The 11947-nt window shown below is 63.4% G+C and carries 12 protein-coding genes; 7 read left to right on the forward strand and 5 right to left on the reverse strand.

Going from position 1 to position 11947, the window contains the following annotated elements; translation table 11 throughout:
• Positions 1 to 90 precede the first annotated feature (90 nt).
• Positions 91 to 942 carry a SirB1 family protein gene (locus Q7T10_RS06105; protein WP_304746915.1) on the forward strand — a complete coding sequence of 284 codons (852 nt, stop codon included), beginning with the start codon at positions 91 to 93 and terminating at the stop codon, positions 940 to 942.
• A 104-nt stretch (positions 943 to 1046) separates the two neighbouring features.
• Here Q7T10_RS06105 and Q7T10_RS06110 read toward each other — a convergent pair whose 3' ends face one another.
• The 4 genes from Q7T10_RS06110 to purM form a co-directional block, all read right to left on the reverse strand.
• Positions 1047 to 2057 carry a GlxA family transcriptional regulator gene (locus Q7T10_RS06110; protein ID WP_304746916.1) on the reverse strand — a complete coding sequence of 337 codons (1011 nt, stop codon included), beginning with the start codon at positions 2055 to 2057 and terminating at the stop codon, positions 1047 to 1049.
• Between the two features lie 74 nt (positions 2058 to 2131).
• Positions 2132 to 2689, reverse strand: a complete 558-nt coding sequence (locus tag Q7T10_RS06115; RefSeq protein ID WP_304746917.1) for a cysteine hydrolase family protein — start codon at positions 2687 to 2689, stop codon at positions 2132 to 2134.
• Between the two features lie 93 nt (positions 2690 to 2782).
• Complete coding sequence (locus Q7T10_RS06120) at positions 2783 to 3910, reverse strand: MFS transporter (RefSeq protein ID WP_304746936.1); 1128 nt, start codon at positions 3908 to 3910, stop codon at positions 2783 to 2785.
• Between the two features lie 79 nt (positions 3911 to 3989).
• Entirely contained in the window at positions 3990 to 5054 is a 1065-nt protein-coding gene (gene purM, locus Q7T10_RS06125; protein WP_304746918.1) for a phosphoribosylformylglycinamidine cyclo-ligase, read from the reverse strand.
• Positions 5055 to 5177: 123 nt separating this feature from the next.
• Here purM and Q7T10_RS06130 point away from each other — a divergent pair, with 123 nt between their 5' ends.
• The 6 genes from Q7T10_RS06130 to Q7T10_RS06155 all read left to right on the forward strand — a co-directional run bounded on the left by Q7T10_RS06130 (position 5178) and on the right by Q7T10_RS06155 (position 11418).
• Positions 5178 to 6248 carry an AI-2E family transporter gene (locus Q7T10_RS06130; RefSeq protein WP_304746919.1) on the forward strand — a complete coding sequence of 357 codons (1071 nt, stop codon included), beginning with the start codon at positions 5178 to 5180 and terminating at the stop codon, positions 6246 to 6248.
• A gap of 9 nt (positions 6249 to 6257) precedes the next feature.
• On the forward strand, positions 6258 to 6944 hold the full coding sequence (gene hda, locus Q7T10_RS06135) for a DnaA regulatory inactivator Hda (RefSeq protein WP_304746920.1): 687 nt from the start codon (positions 6258 to 6260) through the stop codon (positions 6942 to 6944).
• Between the two features lie 16 nt (positions 6945 to 6960).
• Complete coding sequence (locus Q7T10_RS06140) at positions 6961 to 7635, forward strand: HAD family phosphatase (protein WP_304746921.1); 675 nt, start codon at positions 6961 to 6963, stop codon at positions 7633 to 7635.
• Between the two features lie 74 nt (positions 7636 to 7709).
• A complete protein-coding gene (pcnB, locus tag Q7T10_RS06145; protein ID WP_304746922.1) occupies positions 7710 to 9317 on the forward strand; it encodes a polynucleotide adenylyltransferase PcnB in 1608 nt (535 codons plus the stop codon).
• Positions 9314 to 9790 carry a 2-amino-4-hydroxy-6-hydroxymethyldihydropteridine diphosphokinase gene (gene folK, locus Q7T10_RS06150; protein WP_304746923.1) on the forward strand — a complete coding sequence of 159 codons (477 nt, stop codon included), beginning with the start codon at positions 9314 to 9316 and terminating at the stop codon, positions 9788 to 9790. Before pcnB ends, folK begins: the two co-directional genes overlap by 4 nt.
• A gap of 71 nt (positions 9791 to 9861) precedes the next feature.
• Positions 9862 to 11418: a methyl-accepting chemotaxis protein gene (locus tag Q7T10_RS06155; protein ID WP_304746924.1), complete on the forward strand. Its 1557-nt coding sequence runs from the start codon at positions 9862 to 9864 to the stop codon at positions 11416 to 11418.
• Positions 11419 to 11488: 70 nt separating this feature from the next.
• Here Q7T10_RS06155 and Q7T10_RS06160 read toward each other — a convergent pair whose 3' ends face one another.
• Positions 11489 to 11683 carry a hypothetical protein gene (locus Q7T10_RS06160; protein WP_304746925.1) on the reverse strand — a complete coding sequence of 65 codons (195 nt, stop codon included), beginning with the start codon at positions 11681 to 11683 and terminating at the stop codon, positions 11489 to 11491.
• Between the last annotated feature and the right edge of the window lie 264 nt (positions 11684 to 11947).

The raw sequence follows: 11947 nt of genomic DNA on the forward strand, positions 1-11947 counted from the left end.
ATAGCAACTGAGGCTCCGCTCGCCTAAACCAGCAGGCCCGTGCGCTCGTTGAACCGCACCTGTTTTAAACTCTTCGGGAAGGATGTTCATATGAATCTGTCGCTGGCTGTGCCCACCCCGCTTGAGTACTTTGCGTCCCTGGTGCAAAGCGATGCCGACTTTCCGCTGCTGGAGGCTGCCGTGAGCCTGGCGCAGGACGAATATCCGGCGCTGGATGTGCAGCAGGTACTGGGGGAGGTCGATCAATTGCTGGCCCGGCTGAAACGGCGCCTTCCGGCCGATGCCGGGCCGCTGCAGAAGCTGCGCGCCGTGAACCAGTTTTTCTTTCGCGACTTGAGCTTTGCGGGCAACGTCAACCACTATTACGACCCCGACAACAGCTATGTGAGTGTCGTCCTGCACACCCGGCGCGCCATCCCCATCTCGCTCGCCGTGTTGTGGCTGGAACTGGCGCAGGGTCTGGGCCTGGCGGCGCGGGGTGTCGGGTTTCCGGGGCACTTCATGCTGAAGGTGAATTTGCCCAACGGCCAGGTGGTGATCGATCCGCTGGACGGGCAATCGCTGAGTCGCGAAGAACTGGCGGAGCGGCTGGAACCCTATAGGCGCCGCAGTGGCCTGGTGGATGAATTCGAAGTGCCGCTGGGGCTCTACCTGCAGGTGTCACCACCGCGCGACATCATTGCGCGGATGTTGCGCAACCTGAAGGAAATCCACACGACCCAGGAAGACTGGCCGCGCCTGATTGCGGTCCAGGACCGGTTGATTGTGCTGCTGCCGCAAGCCTGGGCCGAGTACCGCGACCGCGGCCTGGCCCATGCGGAGGCGTGCAACACCGGGCGGGCCCTGGAGGACCTGGAAACCTATCTCATCAATTCCGAAGAGGGGCTGGACATGGACGCCATTGCCCAGCGGGTGAGTGAGTTGCGACGGGCCAACAGCTGAACCCTCCTTGTCTGTGGGGTATCCGCGCTTGCGCTGGATCAGGCGCATCAACTCGAAATATATGAAGAATCGGGCTCAAGCCCTCGTCCAGCAAGCGTAGATAGCTATTTATTTGATAGCGTTTCAGGTTTCGATGGCGTGCCGGTCATGTCGAATTGATGCCATGCCCGGCGCAGTTGTGTGTCCGAACTGAAGCCTGCCATCTCTGCTGCCTGGGTCACGTTGCTTCCTGATTGCAGTGCGGCTTGCGCCGCGGCCAGACGGATGCGTCGCAGGTACTGCAGCGGCGCAATGCCCGCATTCTCCAGGAACAGCCGCGTCAGGTGCCGTGGCGAGGCATGGGCAATATTCGCCATGGCGGGCACCGTCCAGTCCTGCGCGGGCTGGCTGCTCACAGCGTCCTGCACGCGGTGCAGGGCCGGGTGCAGATGGTTGCGGTAGCTCAGGAAGGGGGAGAGCTCCGGGTCCTGCGGCCCCCGGCGCATCGCTACCACCATCGTTTGCGCCACCTGTGCGGCGACGACTTCACCGCACAGACCAGAAATCCGGTGCAGCATGAGGTCGACTCCCGTGGTCACGCCGGCACTGCTGTAGACCGGCGCATCTTCCACAAATACCCGGTTGGCAATCACCTGGCACGATGGCTCCACCGCCTGCAGTTCTTCCAGATGATGGTGATGGGTCGTAACGCGCCGTCCTGCCAGCAGGCCAGCATGGGCCGCCAGCACCGACCCCGCACAAATCGTGACCAGCTCCAGCTGGTCCGGCACAAGCCGCAGGCCGCGCAGCCAGTGCAGCAGGGCCTGAGTGGGCGCATTGTTGACGTCGATCGTCTGACCGGGTTGGCCGACCAGCACCACCCAGGTGGGCGTTGCCGGGCTGGCGAGCAGGGGCGTGGGCAGCGGCTGCAGGCCGCTGATCATGCATCCGACCGAGGTGGCGGCTTCAGGCTGGGTGCCGATGAACTGCCGGGCAAAGCGCGCCTCCCGACCCTGTGCCTGCAGGCACTGGTTGGCCAGACGCAAGGCCTCGGCGGGACCGGCCCAGTCCAGCAGCAGGCTGCCTGGCTGTAGCACGAACAAGATCCGGAGCGGCGGCGCTGCCATCGTCGTCATAGATCAGGTTTGGAGTGCGCCTGCGGCAATCCGATATCGGTGTAGTCCATGGCGAGCGGGTCTTCAAGGTGTTGTCAACTGATTGAATCCAGTGCGTCGGCGACTGTGCAGATTGTGGCAAAACGGTCTCGCAATACTGCGGCGGTGCGCGCCTTGATGTCGGTACTGGTCAGCGGCGAGCCGTCGGGCAATTGCATATCAAACGTGAGCGTCGCGTCCGTCACATAGGCCACGGTCCAACCCAGGTCGGAGGCGTGTCGCGCTGTGGTTTCGCCGCACTGCTCGGTGCGGATGCCGCTGATGATCAGCTTCTGAATGCCGTTTTGCGTGAGCCACACCTCCAGCCCCGTGCCCACCAGCGCACTGTGGCGACTCTTGTGGAAGGTGGCGGCGGCGTCAAAGGCTGTGAGTTCAGACAGCGGCCGAACATGACCCGACTCCAGCGCAAATGGATTGGCAGCCGTTTTCGGGCCATCGACGTGGAAGATTCGCACCACCGGAACACCGCGCGCCACGCAGCCTTCGATCAACGCGTTCTGCGCCGCCAGATAGGCCGGCAGGTCGCGCTCGGTGAAGTAGGGACGCTGGCGGAAAGACTCTTGCGCATCGATCAAAATAAGACAGGATTTCATGGATAAGACTCCTTTGTAGCAGAGTCTCTATCATTCCCATCTATCGCGCAGAATTCTGCCCGGGACCAGACATGATTCGATCAATTCAGGACATCATTTCCGGTTTTCGGAGGCGGCCCGCAACAGCAACAGGACAAGTGCCGCGACACTGAAGACGATGCCGGCCATAAAGGTGAAAGAAGCGCCAAGCTGGTCCCACAACAGGCCGGCCAAGCCGCTGGCGACCAGCATGGCCAGGCCACTCATGAGGTTGAAGAAGCCGTAGGCCGTGCCGCGCAGATCCTCGGGGGCGGTGTCGGCCACCATGGTGGCCAGCAAGCCTTGCGTCATGGCCATATGCAAGCCCCACATCGAAATGCCGGCCCAGACCCAGCCCCACTGGTTGCTGTAAGCCAGCAAGGCGTCGGCGGCGATCAGCAGCACCAGGCCCCAGGCCAGCAGGGTGGTGTGGCTCATCCGGTCGGCGAGTTTCCCGAACGGGTAAGCACAGGCCGCGTAGATCACGTTCATGCCAATCAGCACCAGCGGCGTCCAGGCCAGGCCCAGGCCCCCCTGCTGCGCGCGCAGCACCAGAAACGCCTCGCTGAAGCGCGCCAGCGTGAACACGGCGCCAATACCCACCACCCACCAGTAGGCGGAACCCAGGCGCGCCAGATTGACGCGGCTGATCGGATTGGTGCGAACGGCGCCAGGAGGCCGCTCGGGCTCGCGCACCCCAAAGATCAGCAGCGCCACACACAGGAATGCGGGGATGACAGCGACCCAGAACACGGCACGGAAATCGTTGGCCCACAGGAGCATGAGCCCCATGGCGAGCAGGGGGCCGACGAAGGCCCCCACGGTGTCCAATGACTGGCGCAGGCCAAATGCGGCGCCACGCAGCTCGGGCGGCGTGATGTCGGCCACCAGTGCATCGCGCGGCGCACCCCGCACGCCTTTGCCCACCCGGTCCATCAAACGCGCCGTCAGTACAAAGCCTGAAGTGGTGGCCAGCGCAAACAGCGGTTTGGACAAGGCGCCCAGGCCATAGCCCAGCACCGCGAGCGGCTTGCGCTTGCCCCAGTAGTCGCTCACCACACCGGAAAACACTTTGACGATCAGCGCGGTGGCTTCGGCCGCGCCTTCGATCAGGCCGACCACGAACACGCTGATGCCCAGCGTGGTGACCATGAAAACTGGCAGCAGACTGTGAATCATCTCGGACGAGATGTCCATCAGCATGCTCACAAAGCCCAGCGCCCAGACGCCGCTGGGAACGTGTCGCAGGGCCTGGGTCTGCCTGGACACGTTCAGCCCATTTTCAGGCGACCACGACGGCCGCGCCGTCACCGCGGGCGGCGATGACACCGATCTCGTGCACCTGCTCGCCAGCGGCGCGCAAGGTCGCGGCGCAGGCGGCTGCGTTGGCGGCATCAATCACCACCACCATGCCGATGCCGTTGTTGAAGGTGCGGTTCATCTCGATGTCGTCAATGCCGGCGGTGGCTTGCAGCCAGGCAAACAGCTCGGTCTGCGGCCAGCTGCCTTTCTTCAGGTGCGCCGCGGTGCCGTCCGGCAGCACGCGTGGAATATTCTCCAGCAGGCCGCCGCCGGTGATGTGGGCCAGCGCCTTGATGCCGGAAGACGACCCAGGGGTCACGGGGTGGGCGGCCAGCGCGGCCAGCACGTTCTTCACGTACAGGCGGGTCGGCTCCATCAACGCCTGTTTGAACGGTTTGCCATCCAGTGTGACGGGGGCGTTGGCACCCGCGCGTTCAATGCACTTGCGCACCAGGCTGAAGCCGTTGGAATGCACGCCGCTGGATGCCAGGCCCAGCACCACGTCGCCGGGCTTCACGCTCTGGCCGGTCAGGATTTTTGATTTTTCAACGGCGCCGACACAAAAGCCCGCCAGATCGTATTCGCCGGCCGGGTACATGCCGGGCATCTCAGCCGTTTCGCCGCCAATCAGCGCACAGCCTGACAGCTCGCAGCCCCGGGCAATGCCGCCCACCACCGCAGCCGCGGTGTCCACATCGAGCTTGCCGCAGGCGAAGTAGTCCAGAAAAAACAGCGGTTCGGCGCCTTGCACCAGCACATCGTTCACGCTCATGGCGACGAGGTCGATGCCGACGGTGTCGTGCATATCCCACTCAAAGGCCAGCTTGAGCTTGGTGCCCACGCCGTCGGTGCCGCTCACCAGCACCGGCTCCTTGTAGCGTTTGGGTACGTCAATCAAGGCGCCAAAACCGCCGATGCCCGCCAGCACGCCCTCGCGCATGGTCTTCTTGGCCAGGGGTTTGATCCGTTCGATCAGTGCGTCACCCGCGTCAATGTCGACACCGGCGTCTTTGTAGCTCAGGGGAGAAGTGGAGGAAGTGGTCATGCTGATTGGGTTGGTAGGGCTTGGGTGCAGTGCGTTAGGCTGTCGTTCGGTCCGGGCATCGGTGTGTGCAGGCCCGATAGAATTCAGCCTAAGATTCTAAGGGTTCACCCTCTGTCAGGCTTTATGCAATTCACTTCCGCCCAAAAACGCACCATCACCTGGTGCCTGATCGCCGCAATGGCGATATTGGCGCTATGGTTACTGGGGCCGGTGCTGACGCCCTTTGTGGTGGCCGCCGTGCTGGCCTACGTGCTGACGCCGGTGGTGAACAAACTGGACGACCTGGGCAGCGGCAGACTGCCGCGCGGGGTGGCGGTCCTGATCGTGGAGAGCCTGTTCATTCTGATTCTCTTGTCCATCCTGCTGCTGGTGGTGCCAATTTTCGCCAAGGAGCTGCCCTTGCTGCGCGAGCAGTTGCCCCTGCTGGCGGCCCGAGTGAACAACTCACTGGGGCCGTGGCTGGCGCAGTTCGGCATCAAGCTGTCGCTGGACGTCGAGAGCATCAAGACTTTTGTCGTCAAGTACCTCAATGCCAACGTTGAAGACACTTTTGGATCGCTCGTGTCGTCGCTCAAACTCGGCGGCAGCGTGGCCTTGGCCATCATCGGCAACGTGGTGCTGATTCCTGTCGCGCTGTTCTTCCTGCTGACGGATTGGGATCGCCTTGTCGGCCTGGCGATCGCACTGGTGCCGCCCCGCATGCGCGCGCAAGTCGACAGTTTCATCGCCGAGGCAGATTCCGTGCTCGGCCAGTACCTGCGTGGCCAACTGCTGGTCATGGGGGTGCTGGCGATCTATTTCAGTGTGGCATTGGCACTCTTCGGCTTCGATCTGGCGGTGCCGGTGGGCGTGTTCACCGGGTTGGCTTTTTTCGTTCCCTATCTGGGCTTCGGCCTGGGGCTGCTGCTGGCACTGCTGACTGGAATTCTGCAATTCGGCAGTTGGTATGGCGTGCTGGTGGTGGCGGGCGTCTATGGTGCCGGACAACTGGTCGAGAGTTTCTACCTGACGCCGCGGCTGGTCGGCGAACGCATCGGTCTGCATCCGCTGGCCGTCATTTTTTCGCTGATGGCGTTCGGACAGCTGTTCGGCTTCGTTGGCTTGCTGATTGCATTGCCCGCCAGCGCCGTGTTGCTGGTCGCCATTCGGCGGGCGCAAGCCGGGTACCTCTCCAGCAAACTGTATCAAGGTTGAAGATATCCAATGAAGCAGATTGCCCTTGATATCGGCCTGGCCACCGGGCCCACACTGGCGAGTTTTTTTCCCGGTCCCAACGAGGCGGCGCTGCGGCACCTTGAAATATGGGTGGGGCAGAAGTCAGGTCCCGTTGCCCGCTCACCGGTGCCCACCTACCTGTGGGGCAGCAGCGGCAGCGGCAAGACGCATTTGCTCAAAGCGGTGCAGGAAGCCTTGCGCGAGCAGGGCGCTTCGGTGGGCTGGCTCGACGCTACCGTGCAGGAACCACCCGAATTCAACGAAAACTGGGCCGCTGTGCTGATGGACGATGTCCATCTGTACACGGCGGTGCAACAGCACGCGGCGTTCAACTGGTTCGTCAATGCCCAAACCCACCAGCGCTGGGTGCTGGGTGCGGGCGAGTTGCCCCCGGCCGACCTGAAGTTGCGGGAAGACCTCAGAACCCGGCTCGGATGGGGCCATGTGTTTCATCTGCAGGTGCTCAGCGAACCGGAGCGGCGCGCCGTGTTGCGCAAGGCCGCTGACGCGCGCGGGATTTTCCTGGGCGACGACGTGATGGATTACATATTGACCCGGTTCAGCCGGGACTTGAGGCACCTGATGGAGTTGCTCGACCTGATTGACGGCTACGCCCTGCAAACCAAGCGGGGTATCACCATTCCCCTGATCAAATCCATGATGGAAAACACCTAACCGGTAACTCACAGGCATGAAGCTGGCCCTTTTCGACCTTGATCACACCTTGCTGCCGATTGATTCGGATTACTCCTGGGGCGTCTTCACGACCACCATCGGCTGGACCGATCCAGTGGATTTCAGTCGCCGTAACGACGAATTCTTTGCGCACTACCAGGCGGGGACGCTCGATGTCCATGACTATGTGCGTTTTGCCACGGATGCTCTGCGGCGCCAGGGTGCTATCAATTCAGAAGCGGCACACGACCATTTCATGAGGGCTGTCGTGCAACCAGCCATAAAGCCCCAGGCCCTGGCGTTGGTCCGCGAACACCAGCAGGCCGGTGACGAGGTCATCATCGTCACTGCCACCAATGAATTCGTGACGCGCCCGATTGCGCAGGCCTTTGGTGTGAGCGAATTGATTGCCGTGGAGCTGGAGCGCGACACCTCGCCCGGGGGCACGGGCTGGATCACCGGTGAAATCAGGGGTGTGCCCTCGTTTCGCGAAGGCAAGGTGACCCGGGTCGCGCAGTGGCTGGCCAGCCGCAAGCTGGACTGGGCCGATGTCGATAGCACTTTCTATACCGATTCCATCAATGATCTGCCTCTGATGGAGAATGTGACCCACCCGGTCGCCACCAACCCGGATGAGCGTCTGCGCGCGGTTGCCACCGAGCGCGGATGGCGCATACTTGACCTGTTTTAGGCTTCTCAAAGTGTTGAGGACAGAAGCTGTTCACTTCGTGTGGCAGTGGTCTTACCCGCAAAGTATCAGAATTAATGATTAAAAAATTTATCGACAAGCTGCTGGGCAAATCCCCTTCGACAGCTAAAGGCAAAAAGCTTCAGTTTGGCAAACGCGAAGAGGTCGGCGTTGCCGCCCACGGCATCGACCCGGCCCTGGTGGATGACCGGGCGCTCAACGTGGTGCATACCCTGAAAGATGCGGGCTTTGAAGCCTATATCGTCGGCGGCGCGGTGCGCGACCTGATGGTCGGTCTGCGCCCCAAGGACTTCGACGTGGCCACCAATGCCACACCCGAGCAGGTCAAGAGCCTGTTTCGGCGCGCCTTCATCATCGGTCGGCGTTTTCGCATCGTGCATGTGGTGTACGGGCGCGGTCGTGAAAACGAAGTGATTGAAGTCTCCACCTTTCGCGCCTACATGGACAACGCGGCGGCGGAACAGGTGGCAGGCAACGAGAAAACCAGCAAAAGCGAGCTGGCGGGCATGAAGCACGCGGTGGATTCCACCGGCCGGGTGCTGCGTGACAACGTCTGGGGCCCGCAGGAGGAAGACGCGGTGCGGCGGGATTTCACCATCAACGCCATGTACTACGACCCCGAAACCCAGATCGTGGTCGACTATCACAATGGCATCAAGGACGCCAAAAAACGCGTCATTCGCATGATTGGCGACCCGGCGACGCGCTACCGCGAAGACCCGGTGCGCATCATCCGGGCCGTGCGCTTTGCGGCCAAGCTCAGCGCTCTGGGCTTCCAGCTGGAGGCCAAAACTGCTGCACCCCTGGTCAAGTCGCAGGAACTGCTGGCCGATGTGCCGCAGAGCCGCCTGTTTGATGAAATGCTCAAGCTGCTGCAGACTGGCCATGCGCTGGCGTCCATCGAGCAGCTCAAGGCACTGGGCATGGCGCGCGGCATTTATCCCTTGCTCGATGTGGTGGTGGAGCGGGCCGGGCAGCCGTTTGTCAATGCCGCCCTGCAGGACACCGACCGCCGCGTGGGCGAAGGCAAACCGGTGGTCGCCAGCTTCCTGCTGGCCTGCGTCCTGTGGGCGGATGTGCGTGATGGCTGGGCGCAGCGCATCAACCAGCGCCAGCATTCCCATCCGGCACTGCAGGATGCGATCGACGACGTCTTCAATGCCCGCATTGGCGATGTGTCGGGCCGCGGCAAGCTCGCCGGCGACATGCGTGAGATCTGGATGATGCAGCCGCGTTTTGAGAAGCGCGTGGGCAGCACGCCCTTTGGTCTGGTGGACCAGCCGCGTTTTCGCGCCGCGTTTGACTTCATGCGTTTGCGGGCGGACGCCGGGGAGATCGACGTGGTGCTGGCCGACTGGTGGCAGGAGTTCAGCATGGCCAGCGACGAACTGCGCCAGGACATGGTGGACCAGGTGCGCGAAGAACAGCAGCAGCGGCAGCGGGCGCCGCGCGTGCACAAGGCGCCTGTGGCACGAGATGCGGCGCCTGGGGAACGCACCGCAGTCCCGGCGACGGATGCGGACCAAGGGCGAGCGGACCTGAGTGCCAGCCCCGCGCCAGACGGCCCATCGGATACCGGTGACGCTCCGAAGAAACGGCGCCGCCGCAGGCGCAGTTCCGGCCCCCGGGAGGGTGGCGAACAAACACCAGACGCTGGCGTTTGAGCGAAGTTGTGCGAGCCCCGGTGACGGCCTATATCGCACTGGGCGCCAATCTGGGGGATGCCCGCGCCACCGTGCTGCAGGCCATCGAAGGCATCGCTGCACTGCGGTTGACGACGCTGGTGCGGCGCTCTTCGCTGTACCGCACCGCGCCCGTGCAATCCACGGGACCGGATTACATCAATGCGGTGGTTGAGGTCACCACGGGTTTGGGTCCGCAGGAGCTGCTGCTTGAGTTGCAGCAGCTGGAGCAGGCCGCTGGCCGCGAACGCCCGCACCGCAATGCGCCGCGCACGCTGGATCTGGACATCCTGCGGTATGGGGATGCCTGCGTGGACAGCCCGACACTGGTTATTCCCCACCCCCGCATGATGGCGCGTGCGTTTGTGCTCGTGCCGCTGGCCGAGATCGCGCCACACGCGGTCACCCTGGCGCAGCTGCAGGCGGTCGAGTCGCAGTCGATCGAACGTCTGTAGTCCCGAGCGATGCCGCGGCTGGCATGGCGGTAAAATTGGACCCTTTCCAACCGCATCAATGGACCTTCGCCATGAACTTCAACAATATTCGACTTGCCGCCAAGTTGTGGCTCGCTACGGGGCTCATTGTGTTGGGTTTGTGCGCCGTCATCGCGTTTGCCGCCATACGATCCGCGGGCGATCGGACCGCCAGTGCAACGGTTCTTGAGGGCTTCACCAACAAGATCAAGTTGACCAACCGATGGGCGGCGCTGACCGAAACCAATGCAGCACGGTCACAGGCGGTCTTGCTCAGTGCCGAACCGGCCGTGGAGGCGGGATTGAAAGCCGCCATTGCTGCCACGTCTGCACAGATTGGTGAGATTCAAAAGGCCATTGAGGCGACGGAACTGACTGCAGCTGATCGGGCGCAGATGGTCACCATTGCCAACAACCGCAAGGCTGTTTTGGCGTCGCGGGCAGCGGCCATGGCGCTGCGGGCTGACGGCAAGCCGGACGAGATGACGGCGACGATCAACAGTCAGTACATGCCAGCGATGGAGGCCTATCAAAAATCCCAGCGCGATTTTGTGGCCATGCAGGAAGGGGGCTACGAGGCGTCCCGGCTCTCCTTCGCGCAGCGCTCCAGAGAGTTGATCACCATTTCCGCCATCGGTGTCTTCTTGCTGATTGCCGGTATTCTGGGTGGTGCCGCGTGGCTGATTCGCTCCATCCGCCAGCCGCTAGTTCATGCCAATGCGCTGGCGTCCAGCATCGCCAAGGGCGACCTCAGCATGCAGATTGACACCTCGCGCGGCGACGAGTTTGGCGACCTGATGAAGTCGCTGGCCGCCATGAACGATTCCCTGGGCCGCATGGTGCATCAGGTGCGCCAGAGCACCGACAGCATTGCCACCGCGAGTGCCGAGATTGCCACTGGCAACAACGATCTGGCCCAGCGTACCGAACAAACCTCCAGCAACCTGCAGTCCACCGCCTCCAGCATGGACCAGCTCACCTCCACCGTGCAGCAAAGTGCCGACAACGCACGCCAGGCCAGCACGCTGGCCGCCAATGCGTCGGCCGTGGCCGAGAAGGGCGGCGCCGTTGTGAAGCAGGTCGTGTCCACGATGGAAGAGATCAACGTCAGCAGCCGCAAGATCTCCGACATCATCGGTGTGATTGACGGCATTGCCTTTCAGACCAATATTCTGGCGCTTAATGCGGCGGTGGAAGCGGCCCGTGCCGGTGAGCAGGGCCGTGGGTTTGCCGTGGTCGCCAGCGAAGTGCGCAGCCTGGCGCAACGCAGCGCCGAAGCGGCACGCGAGATCAAGACGCTGATCGGCGCCAGCGTCGAGCGGGTGGAGTCGGGCAGCCGCCTGGTGCAGGACGCCGGCGGCGTGATGGGCGAGATCGTCTCGGGCATCCAGCGCGTTTCCGACGTGATCAACGAGATCAGCGCCGCCACCGGCGAGCAGAGCAGCGGCATCGGCCAGGTCAACAACGCCATCAACCAGCTCGACGGCATGACCCAGCAGAACGCCGCGCTGGTGGAAGAAAGCGCCGCCGCGGCCGAAAGCCTGCGTGAGCAGGCCACTCACCTGGGCACGGTGATCCGGGCCTTCAAGCTGTCGCACGCCGCGGCCTGAGCAAAAAAGAGCCGGCACCAGGCCGGCTCGTCAAAAGGCCCTGGATCACAGGGCCGGGCAGAGGATCGGTTCAGGCCGTGGGCAGCACCAGCACCGCGGCGATGGCCTGCGGCGCCGCCGCAGCCTGACGCGCCATCAGCGCGGCCTGGTCGGACGCCGCCAGCCCCAGCACACCGGCCAGCGCGCCGGTGGTCACCAGCGCCGCCAGACCCAGCGACAGGACTTGTTGCGACAGGGTGGTCTGCAGGCTGCGGGCGGTGGTCATGGTGGGCTCCTTCGGGTGGGCGGTGGGGGGTCGATGGCTGAACTCTAGGCATCCACCCCGCGCGCTGCGAGCGCCTTGCGACCAAACCGCAACGGGCGCCGACGAATCGCCGGCCCGGCCGATCAACCGCATCGCGCCCAGCAGGCGGTGCCCCGCGTTCAGCCTGGGCGCCTGGCCGGATGCCCGTTGGACCACCCGCGCAGCACCCGGCGCAAAGCCTGTTCAAGCGCCGGTGAATTACCAGCGACGCCACCGGCTGAAACC

The sequence above is a fragment of the Rhodoferax sp. genome, assembly GCF_030646845.1.
Taxonomy (GTDB): domain Bacteria; phylum Pseudomonadota; class Gammaproteobacteria; order Burkholderiales; family Burkholderiaceae_C; genus Rhodoferax.